The sequence below is a fragment of the Enterovirga sp. genome, from assembly GCF_035325185.1.
Classification (GTDB): Bacteria; Pseudomonadota; Alphaproteobacteria; order Rhizobiales; family Beijerinckiaceae; genus Enterovirga.
Map to the genome: position 1 here is coordinate 2631 of NZ_DAOLAJ010000066.1, position 18916 is coordinate 21546.

The following is an 18916-nucleotide window of genomic DNA, read 5'->3' on the forward strand; positions in this document are numbered from 1 at the left end:
CCGCCGCCGCTGCGGATGCGCAGGATGCCGTCGCCCGCATCGATGAATTCCGAGCCGAGCAGGCGGAGCTTGCCGGTCCCGTCGACCTGCACCGTGCCGACGACGTGCAAGGCGTTGGCGGGAGCCGGCACGACGTTGATGCCGACGCGGTGATCCTTCTCCCCGATCTGGACGACGTTGTTGCCGCTGCGGAGCGTCAATTGCCCGTCGGCCGCCCCGGTGACGGTGGCCGAGCCGAAATGCGCCGTGACGGGGCCGGACAGGGCGCCGAAATCGCCGCGGATATCGAGCGGGAGGGCGGGATTCCGCGTGCCGATGCCGACCCGCATGTCGGAGCCGACGCAGAGCGCGGGCAGCGTGTCCTGCCCGTCGAGCGGCCCGGCGACGAGGCGGCTCATCGGACTCTTGTCCGCCTTGGCGCCGACCGACAGCAGCAATTCGCCGTCGCCGGCGGGGGTCGAGATCCGCCGCATGAAGACCGGGCCCTGCGGCGAGGCCCCCTGGCCGTCGCGCCACTCGATCTGGCCGGCGAAGAGGCGCACGTCGCCCTTCATGCGGCTATGGCCGTCGACCCAGAGCAGTTCCTGGAAGCGGACGCGCCCATCGGCGATGTCGAGGTCGGCTGCGCTCGCCGCCAGGGCCGCCGCGGCGGTCTCGACGGCGCTGTCGGGCTGGCCGGCCGCGACGAAGCTGTTGCGGTCGCGCAGGCGCAGAAGGCCGCCGGGGGCGAGGATCTCCTCGGCGACCGCGCCTGCCTGCCGCCGGAAGAGGCGAGCGCCCTTCTTCTCGGCGTCGCTCAGGGGACGGATCTGCTTCTGCGCCTGATCCCAGCCGACGAGACCGATCGGCACCAGCCAGCGGGCCCGCAACCCGAGCGGATGCTCCGCCTGTTCCGGAACCGAGCCGTCGAGCTGGAACGGACCGTCGGGATCGAACAGGCGCCGCGACAGCCGCGCGTCGGGGCGGACCGTCCCGGCGACGTCGACGCCGCTCTGCCGGTCCGCCAGCGGCAGCGCGCCGGTGACGAGGATCTCGACCTCCTCGGCGATCCGGGCGAAGGCATCGACATCGTTGCAGACGCCATAGGCCGGCCGGATCTGGTTCTGCGAGCGGGCGCGCTGACCGACCCAGACGAACCAGGCGCCGGAGGGCAGGGTCTGGAGGAGCGAGGCGCCGACCGGCTGCGCGCTGCGCAGGATCAGCGACCGGCCGAGGCCGTCGACGGCATGGCCGGACGTCACCCAGCATTCCGTCGTGCCGCCGAGGCCGGGTCGCTCGATCAGGTCGAGCCCGGTCGTCACGCCCCAGCTATGCGAGCCGAGGTCGTGCGCCGTCTTGAGGGCGCGGGCATAGGCGAGGATCGCCTCGAGGTCGGCCGCCGCCACATATTGCCCGTCGCTGAAGGTCGGACGTGCGATCGCGGTCATGGCGAGGTCCTCCTACGAGCCGCCGGCCCGGGCGAGCGTCGCCACCTGGCGCTCGAGCGTTTCGATGCGCTCGCGGAGCGCTGCGGTGTCCTCCGCCTGCGGCGCCGGCTGGACGCGCGCGGCAAGGTCGCCGAGCCGGCTGCGAATGGCCCGCGCGATGGCCTGCATCGCTTCGAGTGCCCCGGCCGCCCCCTTGTCCCGCGCCGCGACGACGACCTCCGACAGCGCTTCCGACACCGCGTTCACCACCGCGTCCTGCCAGAGGCGGTCCACCTCGACGGAAGCGGCGAGCCCGGCCGGCTGGGCGGCCGCCGGCTGCGCCGCGGCGATGCCGACATTCGCATGGATGTTGTCCACGACCTCGATCGTCTGGTCGGTCGGGCGGACCGGCTGGATGCGGATGGGCGCGCAGCAGAGCCGCGCGAGGAGCAGATGGAGCTGTGCGGGGATGTCGAAGAGATGGAGCCAATGCTCGATCGCGGGGGCCGAGAGCACCATCGGCCGGAGCGGGGTCCAGTTGCAGATCTCGACGACGTTGCAGCCGCCCGAGGTGTCGACCGTGACGAGGGCCAGCGGAACGCGCGGATCGCAGGCCTGCGGCTGGACCGGCGGCAGCAGCTTCAGGCAGAGGCAGTCCTTGATCATGCCGATCAGGACGGCGACGAAGGTCTGGCTGATCTCCGCCGCCTGCCGCTGGAACAGGGCCGCGTCGGTCGTCATGTCGCCGCAGGGCAGGGAGCAGATCGCCGCGAGCGCCTCGCAATGCTGCGTGCCGTGGCGCTCCATGTAGTCGAGGATCGCCTGTTTGAGGGTCCGGCAATAGACCATCCAGGCCTGCCGGTCGAAGCGGTCCCCCAGCGGCGGCCGCGTCACCGCGATGCCGAGCAGGTCCCAGAGGCATTCGAAGATCTCGGCGTTCTTGAACCAGGAGACCGATTGCTTGTCGCGCGGGCCCGGCTGGAGCTTCGCCGGCGGGTTGCGGAAGACGTCGTAGCGATAGGTCTCGCAGGTGACCACAGGCGCGCAGGAGGCGGGGCGGGGATCGTGGAGAGGCTTCGTCTTCGGGGCGGAGCCGTGGCCGCCGCAGGCGCAGCCGCCTCCACCGCCGCAGCCGCAGGAGCCGCCGCATTCGCAAGAGCCTTCGGCGCGCAGCATCGGCGTCGAGCGTCCCGGCTGCTCGTCGTAGCGGATCGAGAGGACCCATTCCTCGCGCAGGTCCGAGCAGCCTTTCACGTCGCCCCAGGGTCGGCACTCGACATCGCCGCGCTCCACCGCCCGGCAGCGCTGGATCAGGGCGCAGATGTCGACGACGTCGTCCTTGCAGACGACGATATCCTCGCCACAGGGGCCGATGGCGTAGCCGGAGGAGACCTGGACCTGTCCGTTGCCGCAGGGATGGCAGGTGACGATCAGGCCGGACACCACCCCCGTGCCGTGGAGATGCCGGTTATGGAGCCGCTGCTTGGCGGTCATGTAGTGGTCGAGGCGGTTGAGGTCGTCCTCGGTGACGATCATGCCCGCCGTCCAGCGCGGCCGGCACAGGCATTCGAGCTCGCCGCAGCAGGAGCAGGTCGGCTCGGCGACGCAGATCGAGGTGCCGCCCGCATAGCTCGGCGCGGGATAGCGGAGGGTGGAGGAGGCCGTCCGGCCCGAACAACTCGCGCATGCCATGGTGCGATCCTCCGTCAGCCGCGCCTGATGAGAGTGAACCAGCTCTCGAAGAGCCCGCCGGAGACGCCGTCGCCGCTGGCATAGGGCTCGCTGCCGGGCGGCCTGATCCAGAAGGGCGTGCCGTCCTGATCGATTTTCGGCAGATGATCGGCGTCGAGGCCGCGCAGCTTCTCGTCCGGGATGAGGTCGCCGTTGATGCGCACGCGCATGCGCAGCGAGCCCATCTCCTGGACTTCCTTTTTCAGGCGGTCCGGATTGCCGAACAGGTAGAAGGCGCCGTCGCAGAGATCGGCAGGATCCGCCTCATTTGCGATCTCGAGCTTGCAGGGCGATTTCATCCTGAGCGGGACGATCGCCTTCGGCTCGGCGAGCAGCCATCCGGGCGCATCGCCGAAGGGGCTGCCGATGCGTGTTTCGAACTGGACGCTGAAGCTGACGGTGTCGAAGAAGCCGCCGAGCACCGGCTTGTCGAAACAGACGAGGATGCCGATGCCGAACCCATCGACCCCGAGCGCATCGAGGGGAAGCTGGCCTCGATGCGTCCAGTTGCCGGCGCAGAGATGGGCGAGGGTGGGATCGACGGGCATCCCGTCCTGGCCGTTCTGGCCGGGGGCGCCGTCCTTGCCCGGCGCACCGTCCTTGCCCGGCGGGCCGGCGAGGCCGTTCGGCTGCGTCAGGATGCATTCGAGCGTCGCGGCCAGAGCCTGGGTGCTGACGAGGCGCAGGCGGCCCTTGTCGTTGTCGATCCGCGCGATCCTGGCCGCCGCATCCGCGACGGGATCGGGCGTGCCGGGCGCATCGGTGAGGGCGAAGCCCGGCTGCCAGTTCTCGATCGTCGCGAGGACGAGGCAATCGGGCGTCTCGCAGCCGGGGCATTCGCCGGTCTTCAGCAGGGCGCCGCAATCGGCCCCGACCGCGTCGAGCACGGCGATGCCGCCCGGCGCGAGGACGAGGATCGTCCCCGCATCGGCGGTGAGGGCGAGCCCGGCCGCGTCGTCGTCCACGGCGAAGGGTGCGCCGGCGGCGAGCGGCGCCTTAGCCCGCATGGCCTTGAGGTTGACCGCCTGGACATAGGACTTGCCGGCGGCGTCGCGCACCAGCACATGCGCGATTGCGCCGTTCGGGGTGATGGCCATCGCGACCGGCGGATGGTCGAGCGCCACCGCCGCCTCGATCGCCCCGCTCGCGGGATCGGCGAGGAGGATGCGCGGCGCCGCGCCGTCGTCGAGCGCGATCAGCCGGCCGGGCCCCCCGGCGGAATCGAGGGTCAGCGCGACCAGCTTCGATCCCGCCGGCGTCAGAGCGACATTCGCCGCCGAAAGCGGCGTCGCGTCGAGCGCGACGCGGATGGCCTCGTCGCTTCCCTCATGGCCGAAGAAAAGCCCCTGGCCGGAGAGGTCATAGGCGCCGCCCACGACCGGGGCGCCGATGGAGAAGGCCGCATTCGTCGGCGCGATGGGATCGGGCACGCCGGGCGCGAAGAGGACGAGCGCGCCGTCGGCGGCATTGGCCAAGGCGAGCCCGCCGTCCGAAGCTTCTGCGAAACGCGGCGCCGCGGCGTCGAAGCCGGCGAGCGGCCCTTCCCGGAGCGTGGCGGTGCCGAGGGCGACCGGCCCACCGATCTCGATGACCATGATCGAGGGATCAGCGCCGCTCCCGCCGCCGGTCACCGCGTCGAGGCGCGAGCCGTCCCGCGCGATCGCGAGCCCGTGGATGTCGGCCGCGAGGTCGCGCATGTCCTTGAGCGCCCCGGTGGCGAGGTCGATCTCCAGGATCGTCGTGCCCTTCGCGACGAAGAGGCGCCGGCCCGCATCGTCCACGGCGAGGGCGGCGGGATCGTCGATCAGGATCGTCGAATGCCGGTGATAGGAGACGATGCCGGGCTTCGGCGGCGGAGGCGGCGGGTCGATCAGGAGGTCGACGCCATAGGCTTCGAGAATGCGGTTCGGCGCGCAGCGCGTGTCGGAGCAGGAACACTCGTCGTAGAGGACGGGAACCTCCTCGGTCGGGCATTCCCGATAGGCAATGCAGAGCTGGAGGGTGTGCGGCTTGCCGTCCGGCTTCTTCCTGAGCGCGCGGAAGCTCTCGAAATCCTCGAGGTCCACGACATCCGGCTCCAGCACGAGGATGTCGTGTCCGCAGCAATCCACGGCGCTGCCGGGTTCGAGTACGACGAGGCGGTCGCGGCAGGCAGGGTTCTCGTGCTGCGCCAGGCGCAGGCCGCAGACGATGCCCGTACCGTGGAGCCGCTGCTCGTGCAGGCGCATCTTCTCCAGGAAGAAGGCCTGTTCGTCGATCATGTCGCGGGGGACGATGTTCTTGCCCCAGAACCAATGGTTGCGGAGCGGCGGCCGCGGCTCGCAATCCGGGCACGACAGATGGGCGGGGGCGATATGCCTGTTCATCTCGCGCATGCTCCACTGGGGCCCGGACGGCTGGTTCGTCCGGCGATGGCCGAGCCGAGACGCAGCCCGGCGGCGGGCGGCTGCGGCGCCGCGAGGGCGCTCGCCTCTCCGAGGGGGACCTCGCCGAACCGTCCGGGCGGGCGCATGCCGAGGACGGTGTCGAAGCCGAGGGTCGATTGAAGGCCGAGCCGCATGTTCGGCTCGACCCAATGCACGTCGATCTCGGCCTGGGCGGGAGCCTCGCGGCGGATCGCCGCCTCGATGCGGCCCCGCGCCGAGGCGCCGCGGGCGCGGGCGGCGGGGAGGAACACCGAGAGCCGGTGCGCATGAGCGTGGAAGGGATCGCGGATCGGGTCCCGTTCCAGGGCGAGCCGCGTCGAGCCGAGCGGCTGCGCCCCGCCGAGCCTCGTCCGGCGGAGGATCGCCTCGCCCCAGAGCCGGGAGCTTTCGCCGAGACGTCCGCGGCCGAGGAAGAGCCAGCGGCGCAGGCGCCAATGTTCGAGCACGAGGCGCGGACGGCAGCGGACGCGCTCGCGCGCGCCGCAGCGGGGGCCGCAGGAGACCGGCGAGGGCTCGCAGGAGAGATCGGCGAAGCCCATCAGGACGGCGAGCGTCTCTTCCAGCCCCTCCAGCGTGCCGCGCTTGCGATAGAGCCGCGGCAATTCGCGGATGAGGCGGCGCTTGTCGCGCTCGCGATCGGCGATCGAGAAGGAGAGGCCGGGCCAGCCGCCGAGCCAGGCGAGCATCCGCGCCGGCGTCGGGCGGGGATCGTAGAGGCGGGGCGCCCGGTCGATCTGGCGCTCGACGGCGCGGAAGCCCGTGTCGAAGATCGAGAGAAAGCGATGGGTGAGGTCGGCCGAAGAGGGCTCGGCAACCATTGCGGCCGGCAGGTAGCGGGCGAGGGAGATGCGCGGGTAATCGGCGATGATCTCGCAGAGGCGGGGCGTCGTCGTGCCGTCCCCCTCCAGCACGGCTTCCAGCCAGAGCCAGCGGCCCTCGCCGGAGCCGACGAGGAACTCGAACTCGCCGTGGAGCGGGCCGGAGAAGCATTGCGCGGCGAACCAGCCCGGCTCGGCCTCGTCCGCGACCATCTCGGGCGGGAAGTCGAGGGCGGCGGAGCGCGTGCGCCAGGTGAGGCGGCATTTGGCCGGGATATCCGCGCGGAAGCGGATGCGATGCCACTGGCAGGCTTCCATCGCGCTGTCGAGCGGCCCGGCGACGTGGCGTCCGCGCGGGGCGTAGACCGGGGCGAGATGGGGAAGGGCCGGGCCGGGAAGAGCGGCACCGTCATCTCCGAACAGGGCCGGCTTGCTTTTCGGCCGCTCGCAGAGGGCGGCGAGGTCGAGATTCGCGGCGCCGTCGACGACGAGCGGCAGGGGTGGGGCGAGATCGCGGGCCAAAGCGGGCGCGATCACCTCCGTCTCGTCGCCGGCGATCAGGCGGGCGTCCTGGGCGGTGACGGCGAGGAGGCGGCCGTTGTGCAGCGGGGTCAGCGTCGCGACGAGGCCGACAGCCTCGATGCGGCGGACGAGATGGCCGTTCAAATCGAAGACGAGGATCGCGCCGCTCTTGTCGTCCGCGACCGAGATGCAGCCATGCGAGAACGCGAGAGCGCTCGGCTCGAAATCCGCTTCGACGACCGTCACGATCGAGAGGGTCGCACGCTGGAGGACGACGACGCGGCCACGGGCTCCGCCGCGTCCGGCGAGCGCCAGCATCGTCCGATCCGCCGTGATCGCGGCCATGGCGGTCATGGCGAGCGGGCCGCTCTTCGCGGCGCAGGGCAGCGGGACGAAGGCGCAGGTGCAGCGGTCGAACCAGAGGAGCCGCTTCCCGCGGCGGTCCAGCAGATACAGAGTGTCGTCGGGCGCCAGCGCGGCCCAGGCCGGGACTACGGCGCCGCCGAGGGTCCCGAAGGGGGCTAGTTCATCCGGTCCCGCCGGGGCGAGGCGCGCGAGCGAGATCGCCCCGGCATCGTCGTCCGCCAGCCCCGCGCACCAGGGCGCGCCGAGGCCGCGCCAGCCGTCGAAGCGCGTCAGCAGGAGCGAGCGCGGATCGTGCGGCGGCCCGAGGCGGGGCAGGAGTTCGGCGACGTTCATGGCATCTCCTCCTCCGCGAACAGGAGGCTGACCTCGTGCTCGCCGCTGTAGAGGAGGGTGCTCGGCCCGCCGAGCGGGACGTCCGTGCAGGCGGGATAGCTCTCGCCGTCGAGCGCGATGGTCACGGCGCCGAGCCGCGCGACGCCCGGCAGCAGGAGCGCGCGGTGAACCCAGGAGAAGAAGATCGTGCCGCCGAAGGGCCAGCCGCGTCCGTCCGCGCCCCCGCGCAAGGGGTGGAACAGGGTGTCGAGCGCGGCGACGAGGTCGAGCTTGAGCTGCGCGTCGTCGGCCGTGCCGTCGCCATAGATCTCGGCCGTGATCGTGACCTCGCGATAGGCGGGTGGGACGACATAGACCTCGGTCGTGACGAGCCGGGCGCGGTCGAGGCGGGCGCAGACCTCGCGCAGCAGCCCCTGCGTCGGCACGAGCCGCCCGCGCGCCTCGGCATCGGCCTCGCCGACCGCGTCGCGGACAGCGCGCTGGGAGGGCTCGGGCACGACCACCACCGAGACGACGCCCGGGACGGGCAGGCTCGGGAAATCGGGATGGAAGAGTGGCAGCGCCTTGGTGCGCCCGATCGCGCCGGCCTCCTTGGCGATCAGCTCGAAATCCTCGGCCGTGACGGCGCGGCCCCGCGCCTTCAGGAGACGGGCGCCCCTCTCCTTGGCGGCATCCACCGTCTCCTCGTCGGCGCCGCCGGCCGCCGCGAAGGGGTTTGCGACCTTGCCCGCATCGATGCCAGGCGCGGAAGAGAGAAGCGTCGCGATAGCGCCGGGCGCGACATTGCCGGCCACGCCCCCGCCGCGCCGATAAGAGCGGGCGAGCACGTTCGCGCGCGGATTCTCCACATTCACCACCGGCGCATGCGAGAGGCGCCCGTCGCCGAGGATGATCTCGCCGGTGCTGCGGTCGAGCAGGTAATAAAGCTGCGCCGCGCGGGCGGCGGGGTCGAGCCTGGAGAAGCCGAACGTCGCCTCGGGCTCGACGAATTCGTCGACCTCGACCCAGCTCTGGTAGCCCTCGCCCTCGTCGATCGCGAGGTCGAGGCTGCCTTCCAGGACGGGCGTGTTGGCCAGCCGGAAGATTTGGCCCGCCGTCGCATCGCTCCCGCCTAGCACCTCGCCCTCGATCGTCTCGCCCTGGGTCGCGAGGACGGTGTTGGCGCGGATGGCGAGGATCTTCGGCGCGAATTGGCCGTCGAAGGCCTCCAGCCGCGCCCTGATCCAGTATCGCGCACGGTCGTCGCCCGGCGCGAGCTTCGCGGGGCGCATCCGCGCGGCGTCGGAGGTCTTGAGGAAGATCTGGCCGGTGAGGCGGAAGCCGGCCGTCTCGTCGGCGAGCTGCGTCAGGCTGCGCCAGTCGCGGCCGTCGAAGGATTCCCAGACGATGCGGCTGTCGGCCGTCTGCGGGCGCCCGCAGATGACCGCGCCGGAATCGGTGGCGGAGAAGACCGTCAGGCAGAGTTCGGTGCGTGCCGGGAAGGCGCCGTCATAGGCGAAGCCCAAGGTGAGCGCGTTGTCGCCGTCGGCGCCCTCGCCGAAGGGCCAGAACCCGTCCAGCGCGGCATTGGCGGCGCTCTGGTCCGTCAGCACGCCGCCGACGAGGACCGCCACACGGTCGAGCACGGGCGCGAAGACGACGAGGCGGCGCTCGGTCTCGAAGATCACCGGGCCGTCCGGCCCGTCGGCGGAGAACTGGCTGCGCTTCGGCAGGTCGATGGTGGCGTCCGGCCAGCCGGATTCCGCGGCGACGGTGACATAGGCCGAGGCGGGGCGGGCGGGGGCGACATCGACGCCGATCAGCTCCAGGAACTTGAGCTGGGCGAGGTCCGGCATCCGGTTCGTGCGGTAGATGAGCAGTTCCGTCATCCACGCGAACAGCTCCACCAGCGCCATGCCGGTATCGCCGGGATTGAAGTCGTTCCATTCGGGCGTGTAGCGCGGGATGCGCTGGCGGGCCTCGGCGACGATGTCGGCATAGGTCCGGTCGTCGAGGGGCGGGCGTTTCGCGACGATGCTCATGACGCGACCCCCTCGGTGACGAAGAAGGGATAGACGAGGTTGGTCAGCGCGTTGTTGGCCCGGATCCGGTAGGTGATCCGGATCAGCAGCAGATGCGGCTCCTCCGGCGGGCGCTCGACATCGATGTCGAGCACGTCGATGCGCGGCTCGTTGTTGACCAGCGTCTCGCGCACGGCATCGGCGACGAAGACATCCGTCTGCGTGTTGCCGGGGGCGAAGACAAGGTCGTGGAGCCCGCAGCCGAGCGCCGCCCGCATCACGCGCTCGCCCTTCGCGGTCGAGAGCAGGAAGCGGATCGCTTCGGCGATCTTCGCCTCGCCTCGGGAGACCGCGAGCTTGCCGTCGACCACCTCCAGCGGGAACTTCAATCCCTGGCCGAGGAAGGGGCGCGGAATGCGGGAGGCCGGGATCATGGCAGCGCGTCCGCGATCAGTTGCAGCGTGGCGAGCAGGTCCTCGAGCGTCGTCAGCGTGTCGTTGACCGCCTGGAGGTTGCCTGCGCCGGGAAGCGGCGGGATCTTGATCGGGTCGACGCCCGCGATGCCGAGGAAGGGCTCGGCGAGTTCGAGGATCACCTTGATCGGCTCGATCCCCATCATGGCGCTGTCCATCGCCGCATCGGCGCTGTCGCGGGCGCAGTTGAGGGATTCGAGCAGCGCGTCGTTGCCTGCCGCCGAGGCGGCCGCGATCTTCAGCTCGAGTCCGCCGATCAGGTTGAGGATGCTGCGCAGGTTCTGCACGAGGCAGCGCAGCAGCGCGATGATCAGCCGGAGGATGTCGCCGACAAAGGGCAGCATGCTCGCCGGGGTCGGGACGAGGAGGCAGGGCGCGAGCGCCTCGGCCGCCTTGAGGAATTTCGGCAAGGCGTCGGCGAGCTTGATGGGGTCGGGTCCCGTCACCCCCTTGATGACGTCGATCAGCGGCGCGATCAGGGCCAGCACCTTCACCAGGCACTCGATGCTCGCCATGATCGGGGCGACCTGAAGGACGAGGTTGAAGTTCAGCGCGCAATCGCTCGGGATGCCGCGCGTCAGGTCGGCGACGCCCTTGATGCTGCCCCCCGTCGGAAGCCTGATCTCCGGGATCTTCGGCTTCTTGATCTGGACATCGATGCAGCGCGGCATTTCGAGCTGCTTGCGGATGTCCTCCGGGATGGGGACGTCGATCGTCGGCATGGCGGCGCCTCAGATCGGGGCCGGGACGGCCTGGACCGGCCGCCCGTTGATGGTGACGATGGGGGCGACGAGTTCGAGCACGCCCGTCGCGTGGATGGCGATCTTGCCGTTGGAGAGCGTGATCCGGTTGCCGTGCGCGTCCTCGATCACGAGGCAGCCGAGGTCGCCGCTCGCCGGCGTGCTGTCGACCATGCGCACGCAATGGCCGTTGACCGAGCGGAAGATGCGCTCGCGCGGATCCGCATGGGGCGTCTCGTCGACGCCGTTCCAGAGGAAGCCGACGACGATGGGCTGGTCGAAATGGCCGTGATGGAAGGCGATCAGCACCTCGTCGTCGAGTTCGGGCATCGCGCAGAGGCCGCGGCCCTTGCCGGCCATCACCGAGGAGACCGGCACCCAGTCCGAGCGCAAGGTCTCGTCGAGCCAGGTGTACTCGACCTTGACCTGCCCCTTGGCGTTGCGGTCCTTGACGAGGGCGCTGACGACGCCCGGCATGCTGCGCGCGTCCTTCATGATCCGCTCCTCGTGGATTCCCGCCGCGCCTTGAATTTCGTGACGTAGCCGGCGTCGGAGAGGGAGTGGGTGGTCTCCTCGACGAAGTAGCGGCCGCTCAGCCGCGCCCCGACGCCGCCGATCTCGACGATGCTGCCGGCGCGCAATTCCGGCAGGCCGACCGTCGAGCCCTCCGCCGTCACCATCTGCTTGAGGCGGTCGGCGAGGATGGCGCGTGCCCGCTGGCGGGCATCGGCCTCCGTGAAGACCGCGTCGTTGACGACGATCTCCTCGCGCACGTCGGCATTGTCGACGAGCCGGTGCAGATCGGGATTGATGCGCTGGGCCTGCTTGTCCTTGAGGTCGACCGTGACCTTGATCGGTTTCTTGCGGGCCCGGTCCCAGCCCTGCACCGTTACCTTGGCGACCTGATTGGCGGTGGTGAGGCGGGGCTTGAAGTCGATCAGGCTCTCGCGCCAGTCGAGGCGGATGTCCTGCTTCGGGATGATGCGCGTCGAGGGCGCGAAGAGGAGATGGACCGGCTTGCTCTTCGTCGCGGGCACGAGCGACAGGTCGTAGTTCACCTTGCGGGCGAGGAGGAGGAGGAAGTCAATGTCGTGCTGGTTGTCCTGGGCGACGAAGGGGATCGGATGCTCCTCGGGGGGCGGATCGAGCGTCTCCAGCTTGATCGGCAGGCGGCGGGCGCCGACCTTCTTTGCGATGGCGCTCGGCTTCTCGCCGAACCACGCATCGGTATGCTGCTTGCGCCGGAACTGGTGCAGCTCGTTGAGGCCGCGCACCTGGAGGCTCGCCGGTCCCGCGGTCGAGAAGCTCGGCTCCATGCTGGTGATGGTGACCGTGCTGACGAGCGAGAGCGCGTCCACATAGCCGAGCCGCACCTCGAAACGGGCGACGCGCGGCTCGAACAGGGCGGCGAGCGTGTTGGAGGCGCCCGTGCCCGGCAGGTCCTTCAGCGTCTCCGAGCCGATATAGCGGTAGGAATTGGTGTCCGGGTCCCAGTTGTTGAGCGTGATGTCGACGGAGTCGATCTCCTTGATATTGTCCTTGTAGGTGATCTGGACGATGTCGCGGATGACGGATTCCGGCGCGCTCTCCCCGGCGATGCGCAGCTCGAAATGCGGCGCGTAGAAGCCCGCATGGGCCGGGTCGGAGGAGAGCTGGACGAGGTCGACGAGACTCATGACGTCACCGTTCCGGTGATCGCGGGCACCTGCAGCAATTGTCCCGGCGTCAGCCGCCGCGGGTCGTCGATGCCGTTGCTCTCGGCGATCTCGCGCCAAGAGCCGGGCCGGGCGTAGTAGCGCGCGGCGACGCTCGCGAGCTGCTCGCGCTCGCGGAGCACGTGCAGATGCGTGCGGTCGGGCGAGCTGGGATTGCCGCGGGCGAGCTGCTCGTGGATCGGCGCGAATTCGCGGATCGTCAGGTTGACGATGGCCCGCAGAGGCACCCCCGCCGGGCTGAATAGCGTGAAGCGGTGCTTGACGCTCTCGACGACGCCCTTGAAGCCCTCGCGGCGCTGGCTGCCGCTGCCGGCGGGCAGGTTGAGCCCGGTCACGGACTTGCCCCAGACGAAGGTCACGGGCGGCGGGGCATGGCCCGAAGGCTCGATCCGCGTCAGCGCATAGATGCGGTCGGTCTGCTCGGTGACGCTCTTCGCGCCGGCGGCCATGCCGGATTCGGTCGTGTCGAAGAACAGCTCGACGGACAGCTTCTCCGCGAGGCCCCGCACGAATTGCTGGAGCGGCGCGTTGAGGCCCGGAATGCCGATCTCGGCGAGTTGGACTCCCTTCTCGAAGGTCAGCTCGGAGGGGTTGTAGACCAGCTCGATCCGGTCGTCGGGTTGCGGGACCGACCAGTGGATGAGGAGCGTGGCTTTCGCGATCGCGCTCATGCGACGTCGTCCCGCCCGGAGCCTGGAAGCTTCGTGTCAGCGCGCTGCCTTTGTGCCAGCCGCTTCTCCTCCTCGGAGGCCTGGAGGGTCGCCGCCACGATCAGCGAGAGGGTGCGCGGATTGAGGAGGCTGCCGGAATCCAGCACCCGCACCTTGGCCGCGACCTCCTGGATGATGACCTCGTCCGCCATGCCGGCCTCCTCACGTCAGGGCGTCGAAGACGGCGCGGGCGGCCGAGGCGAGGCCGGAGGCACCCTTGATGTGGTAGAGTCCCTCATGCGCGATCTCGACGCTCTCGATCGCGACGGCCGATTGCTGGGCGTTGAGGGCGGGGCCGCTGTATTTCACCGGCAGGCCGCGCTTGAACCCCCAGACGACCTGGGGCTCGTGCTGCTCGTTCTGCAGGACGATGACGCCGTCGCGCCGGCTGACCTTGCCCTGGGCGAAGCCCTCGAACCACGTCCACAGGATCGTGTTGTCGGTGATGCCGCGCTTGAGCACGACGTTCGGCCATTTCAGCCGGGTCGGGAAGCGGAACGCGCCGTCATTGCAGCCGCCGACGACCTGCTCGTGCATGTCGAGCGTGCCTTCGAGGCCCGAGCATTCCTGGAAGCCGGCGACGACGGTGAGGCCCGCGCCGGCGAGTGCGATGGTCGTGAGCTGGCCCGCCGCCGAACTCTGCGTCTCGGTGAGGCTGACCTGGAAGTTGAACCCGCGCAAAGGGTCCGTGCGCCTGCCGATGCTCATGGCTGGCCTCCGACCAGGGTGACGGATTGCTCGCCGATCTCGATCTCGTTGCCGACGATGCCGATGCGGAGGACGACGAATTCCAGCGGCCGCACGGGTGCGAAGGCGACGTCGCAGACGAGGCGGCCGTTGTCGCGCGCCTCCTGCGGGTTGTTGCTGTCGTCGCAGAGGACCGCGAAAGCTTCCTCGGGGGTCCTGCCCGCGAAGGCGCCGCGCGCCCACAGGCCCATCATGAAGACGTCGATCGATTGCGCGAGCCGCAGGCGGAGAGAAGACGTGTTCGGCTCGAAGACGAAGTCCCGCAGCATCTGCGTGAAGGCGCGCCGCAGCAGGATCAGGACCCGCCGCACGGGGACGTCGCAGAGATCCGGATCGGTGGTGGTCAGGCGCGAACCCAGGATGCGCGGGGCGCGGCCCTGGTCGGTGCGGATGACGTCGATGCCGCGGCTGTTCAGAAGCCCGTGGATCTCGGGCGCGATGCGAAGGCTCGTCGCGTTCATCCAGGCGATGTCGCGGTTGGCGGGAGCGCAATGGAGTCCCGCGAGTGAATCGCAGAGCGCGTATTGCCCCGCGACATGCCCGGAGGGCGGCAGCCAGCGGGTGCGCTTCACGTCGCGCGGATCGACGACGCCGATCCAGGGCACGTAGAAGGCGGCAAAGGAGGACTCGAAGCGCTGGCGCCAATCCAGGAGCCCCGCCACGCTGCGGGTCGAATCGGAGATCGCCGACCAGGGCGGATCGATCAGCGCCATCCGGTCCCGCCGCGCCTCGCAATGCTCGACCATGGCCTGCTGGATGGCGAAGCCCTCCTCGTCCTCGAAGATGCGCGGCCGGTCGGGCACGAGCCGCGCCGGGAGCGGCGCAAGACGCTCGGGCGGCCCGCAAGGGGCGCAGGGATCGCCCGGATCGCGCGGGATGCGCTCGTAGGCGGCATCGGGGGCCGGGATGATGCAGGCATCCGGGATCGCGACGAGAGCCGGCTCGTCCACGCGGTCGAGCACGCCGATTCCCCGTGGGCCTTCCGCCGGTGTCGCCCACGTGCCGGTGAAGTCGGCAACACCCAGTGCCGAGAGCCCATCCCGGCCTCCGGCCAGGGGCAGGGTCTCAGCCGGCATCAGCGGCAGCAGGTCCGAGCCCGGTTCGGCAAGCGGAATGACGGCGACGGGGAAGGGAACGGGAGCGGGATCGCTGCTCTCCGGCGAGAGGGTATAGTCCGGCATGGCGAGGACGCTTGGGCCGTAGCGCGGATGATCGGGCACGAAGGCGAGGTCGCGCGCGACCGCCGTCACGCGGCCGTCGAGCCTGACGATGACGGTCGCGGTCAGGCGCTGCACGGCGATCGGCAGCGACGGATCGAGGCCGCTCAGCGGCTGGTGCCAGGGCCGAAGGCGCGCCGGATCGCCGGGCACGAACAGCAGGCGCGAGGATGTCACATCGATATCGGCAACTGCCCGTATTTCCGTCGCCGCGCCCTGGGCCAGGCGGACGAGACCGTCGCGCTCGAATCCCGCGAGGCTGCCGATCTGGAGGCTGATCGGATCATGCCCCGAGGGCAGGCTCCGCGACGCCACCGCTGTTCCGGTCTGGATCGAGACGTCGAGCCGATCCCCCCAGCTCCCGGGCGAGGAGGCGGCGAGGGTCCAATAGGGCGTGCCCGGCCCCGACGGCGTCGCGCCGGCCAGCAGCTCGACGGAGGAGGAGGAGGCGCCCGTGGCCGGATCGCGCGAGGCGATCCGCACCACCCAGGCCACGGTGCCGCCGTTCTCGAAGAAGGCCCGCACGGCATAGGCGAGGAAGCCGCCATCGATCGGCTGGCCGAAATGCGCCTCGAATGCCTTGAGGCTCCCGACGCGCACCGGCCGGTCGAGCGGCCCGCGCTCGGCGATGCCGAGGAAGACGGGACGGTCGAGGCGGATCTCCGGCGCCGCCGCGTCGCGCGCGATCGGCTGCCAGTAGACGCCCGGGGTCTCGAGGCCGAACATGGCGGTCACGCCGCCCCGACCCGCTGCATGTGGATGCCCTCGTGGCAGATCTCGACGGATTCGAGGGCGATGTCGTTGCCGGCGGCCTTGAGGCTCGGGCCTTCGATCTTGTTCACCCAGGCGGCGACCACCGTCCAGCGCAGGACGGGCTTATGCTCCTCGTCCTTCAGGGTGATGATGATGTCGCGGCGGTCGTTCTTGCCGTTGGCGATGGCCTCGTACCATTGCCAGAGCTTGTCGTTCCTGGTGTAGCCGCGGATGAGCTTGATGTTGGTGTATTTGCGCAGGCCCGTCAGGCGGCGCACATGGTTGAAGGGATCGGTGCCTTCCCGGTAATCGACAGGGTCGCCGTCGGCCGTGAGGCCGGAGACCTCGCTGAAGCCGGCGGAGGTCTTGTCGCCGAAATCCACCTCGTAGTTGAAGGCGCGGAAGGGGTCGTTCCTGGCGTCGGTCGCGGCCATCTCGCTCTCCTCATTCTTGCGTGGTGGCGGCCTTGAGGCCGACGCGGACGATCAGGAACTCGGCCGGCTTGACCGCGGCGACGCCGACGAAGACGATGAGCCGGCCGTTATCGATATCGGCCTGCGTCATGGTCGAGCGGTCGCAGGTGACGAAGAAGGCCTCGTCCGTGCTCGTCCCTTCGAGGGCGCCGTTGCGCCAGACCGTGGTCAGGAAGCTCGAGATCGAGAGCTGAACCCGCGCCCAGAGGGGCTCGGCATTGGGCTCGAAGATGACCCAGTTCATGGCCTCCTCGATCGATTTCTCGATGAAGAGCAGCAGCCGGCGCACCGAGACGTATTTGAAGTCCGGATCGCTCGTCGCGACGCGCGCGCCCCAGATGCGCAGCCCCCGGTTGTCGCGCCGGAAGTCCCGGATCACGTTGATGTTCGAGGGATAGGGGTTGAGGATGTCCTGCTCGGGCTTGTTGAGATAGCGCGCGAGCCCGGTGATCCCCTGCACGATCTCGTTGGCGGGCGCCTTGTGCACCCCCCGGTCGATATCCGTGCGGGCGATGACCCCGAGGACATGGCCCGAGGGCGGGATCGGCACCTGCCGGATCGAGGCGAGCGTGCCGGGCGTCGGCTCGGGGATGGTGAGCCAGGGATAATAGACGCCTGCATGTTTGGAGTCGAAGTTCTGCCGGAGCGCCTGGACGTCGGCGATGGCGTCGTTCGGTGGCGGCGGGCCGTCGAGGATGGCGAAGCAATAGCGCCGATCCTCGCAATGCTGGACCAGCGCGCCCTGCACGAAGGGCGAGACGATGCCGGGCACCGCGACGATGCTGATCTCGTCGACGTTCTTCATCGCCGGGATGCCGCGCCTTTTCACCGGCTCGCTGTCATCCATGCCGACGAAGTCGAGATCCGAGAGGAGGGCGAGGCCGTCGTCGCCGCCGCTCAGCGCGTGCCGCGCCGGCTTCGCCTGGCCGCCCGGCTGGAGGTCGACCAGGGCCTCCGGGCCGAGGCGGATCGCCTGGCGCAGGTCCGGATCGCCGGGCAAGGCCGGGCCGGGCGTCGCGTCCTGGACGCGGATATAGGTGGAGGCGCCTTCGGGCCGCCGGTCGGAGAGCCGCAGCGGCGCGTCGATCGCGCCGATGGCGGTCTCGACATAGCGGCTGTGGCGCGGGTCCATCGAGAGCGAGCGGAACATCTCGGTATCCGCGACCACGTCGGTCTGCCAGGGCGTCGCGCTGGAGGCCGGCTGCATCAGCGAGACCGTAAGGCGGAATTCGCGCGAGCGGAGCGCGAGGCGGATGCCCGGCGCGCCGAGCGCGGCGATCTGGGCAGGGTCCAGCGGGTCCTGGAGCGTGGCGCTGCCATCGGCGCGGTTGACGGTCGCGACCTTCATGAGCGGGCCGAGCGCGTGGCCCTCGGCGTCGAAGAGCGTAAGGACGGTGCCGGGCTCCATGCCGGTGAGGCTCGACACGGTGATGCGGGTCGCGCCGATGGTGCCGGTGGCGAAGGCCTGCTGCACGAGGCCCGAGGGCTCGTCCTGCACCGAGATGCGGAGCCGGTCTCCCCAGGCGCCGGTATCGAGCGCCTGGATTTCGAGGATCGGAAGGCGCTCGCCGATCGTCGCGCCCGGCCCGTGGTTCCGCTCGAGCGGGGGCGCGAAGGTGACGGTCTGGGCCGCCGTCGCCGCCGTCGAAGCGATCGGCACGATGCGGACAATGCCCGAACTGTCGAGCGTGCGGATGGCGCCGCCGGCGAAGCCGCCGATCTCCGTCGACAGGACGAGGGTCGAGCCGCGATCGGCCTGTCCGAGCGAGACGCCGCTGCCCGCGGCGCTTTCGAGCGCGGCGTTCTGGACGGCGGCGGGTTCGGAAGCCGGATGCGCCTGCGTCAGCCCGTGCACCAGCGTGACGGCGCCAGCCCCGGACGGGGTGCTTCCGCTCGGAACGCCCGGCAGGGCGGCGATGGTGACGAATTCCGCGCTCGTGCCCGCGCCGATGCGCAGCACGAGGCCCGCGGCGCAGCCGGTCCGGTCCGCCACCGTGACCGTGCGCGCGCCTTCGGGCGCATCCGCCAGCAGAAGCGTGACCGAGGCGTCGGCCGGCACGATATGCTCGAGCGGCGAGAGATGGGGCAGCGCGAAGGGAAGCGGCGCGGAGAGGGTGATCGTCCCCGGCTGCGAAGGCCGCCGGTACTCGTGCGCGCCGCTGGCCGAGACGATCTCCACGATCTCGCCGGCGCCGAGGACGGCCCCGCTATAGAGCACCGATACGTCGCCGGAGGAGACGGCGGAGGTCGCGTCGTGACTGGTGGCTGCGCCGAGGTCGAGGACGCCGACCGTGGTCCCGGCCGGATGGGCAAGGGAGAGCGGCGTCGTCAGCGCGATGCGAAAGAGGTCCGCGTCGAGGCGCGTGGCGGAGCGGAGGCCGACCATCTCCCGCGGGCCGTTCTGGCGGATGTCGAGCACCTGCGTCGCCGGTGTGATCGTCGTCAGGTCCGCCGCCGTCTGGAGGATGAGCGAGGTCGCGCCGGCG

At 70.4% G+C, this 18916-nt stretch carries 15 protein-coding genes; all 15 read right to left on the minus strand.

What is annotated here, in order from left to right:
- On the minus strand, nt 1-1427 hold a 1427-nt coding region (locus PKD06_RS13145; RefSeq protein ID WP_324380747.1), incomplete at its 3' end, for a hypothetical protein.
- Nucleotides 1428-1439: 12 nt separating this feature from the next.
- Complete coding sequence (locus PKD06_RS13150) at nt 1440-3098, minus strand: hypothetical protein (RefSeq protein ID WP_324380749.1); 1659 nt, start codon at nt 3096-3098, stop codon at nt 1440-1442.
- A gap of 14 nt (nt 3099-3112) precedes the next feature.
- A complete protein-coding gene (locus tag PKD06_RS13155) occupies nt 3113-5503 on the minus strand; it encodes a hypothetical protein (protein WP_324380751.1) in 2391 nt (796 codons plus the stop codon).
- The gene (locus tag PKD06_RS13160) at nt 5500-7602 is read right to left on the minus strand and encodes a phage tail protein (protein ID WP_324380753.1); all 2103 of its coding nucleotides are present in this window, start codon (nt 7600-7602) and stop codon (nt 5500-5502) included. Before PKD06_RS13160 ends, PKD06_RS13155 begins: the two co-directional genes overlap by 4 nt.
- The gene (locus PKD06_RS13165) at nt 7599-9623 is read right to left on the minus strand and encodes a putative baseplate assembly protein (RefSeq protein ID WP_324380755.1); all 2025 of its coding nucleotides are present in this window, start codon (nt 9621-9623) and stop codon (nt 7599-7601) included. The genes PKD06_RS13160 and PKD06_RS13165 overlap by 4 nt, the downstream gene beginning before the upstream one ends.
- Nucleotides 9620-10036 carry a GPW/gp25 family protein gene (locus PKD06_RS13170; RefSeq protein ID WP_324380757.1) on the minus strand — a complete coding sequence of 139 codons (417 nt, stop codon included), beginning with the start codon at nt 10034-10036 and terminating at the stop codon, nt 9620-9622. The genes PKD06_RS13165 and PKD06_RS13170 overlap by 4 nt, the downstream gene beginning before the upstream one ends.
- Entirely contained in the window at nt 10033-10797 is a 765-nt protein-coding gene (locus PKD06_RS13175) for a hypothetical protein (RefSeq protein ID WP_324380758.1), read from the minus strand. The genes PKD06_RS13170 and PKD06_RS13175 overlap by 4 nt, the downstream gene beginning before the upstream one ends.
- Before the next feature lie 9 nt (nt 10798-10806).
- Nucleotides 10807-11310, minus strand: a complete 504-nt coding sequence (locus PKD06_RS13180; protein WP_324380760.1) for a phage baseplate assembly protein V — start codon at nt 11308-11310, stop codon at nt 10807-10809.
- The gene (locus tag PKD06_RS13185; RefSeq protein ID WP_324380762.1) at nt 11307-12491 is read right to left on the minus strand and encodes a hypothetical protein; all 1185 of its coding nucleotides are present in this window, start codon (nt 12489-12491) and stop codon (nt 11307-11309) included. The genes PKD06_RS13180 and PKD06_RS13185 overlap by 4 nt, the downstream gene beginning before the upstream one ends.
- Nucleotides 12488-13201, minus strand: a complete 714-nt coding sequence (locus PKD06_RS13190) for a LysM peptidoglycan-binding domain-containing protein (protein ID WP_324380764.1) — start codon at nt 13199-13201, stop codon at nt 12488-12490. Before PKD06_RS13190 ends, PKD06_RS13185 begins: the two co-directional genes overlap by 4 nt.
- Nucleotides 13198-13392: a hypothetical protein gene (locus PKD06_RS13195; RefSeq protein ID WP_324380766.1), complete on the minus strand. Its 195-nt coding sequence runs from the start codon at nt 13390-13392 to the stop codon at nt 13198-13200. Before PKD06_RS13195 ends, PKD06_RS13190 begins: the two co-directional genes overlap by 4 nt.
- Before the next feature lie 10 nt (nt 13393-13402).
- On the minus strand, nt 13403-13948 hold the full coding sequence (locus tag PKD06_RS13200; RefSeq protein WP_324380768.1) for a phage tail protein: 546 nt from the start codon (nt 13946-13948) through the stop codon (nt 13403-13405).
- Nucleotides 13945-15930, minus strand: a complete 1986-nt coding sequence (locus PKD06_RS13205) for a phage tail sheath C-terminal domain-containing protein (protein WP_324380770.1) — start codon at nt 15928-15930, stop codon at nt 13945-13947. The genes PKD06_RS13200 and PKD06_RS13205 overlap by 4 nt, the downstream gene beginning before the upstream one ends.
- A gap of 5 nt (nt 15931-15935) precedes the next feature.
- Complete coding sequence (locus PKD06_RS13210; RefSeq protein WP_324380772.1) at nt 15936-16391, minus strand: phage tail protein; 456 nt, start codon at nt 16389-16391, stop codon at nt 15936-15938.
- Between the two features lie 10 nt (nt 16392-16401).
- The coding region (locus PKD06_RS13215) for a phage tail sheath subtilisin-like domain-containing protein (protein ID WP_324380774.1) at nt 16402-18916 on the minus strand (2515 nt) is incomplete at its 5' end.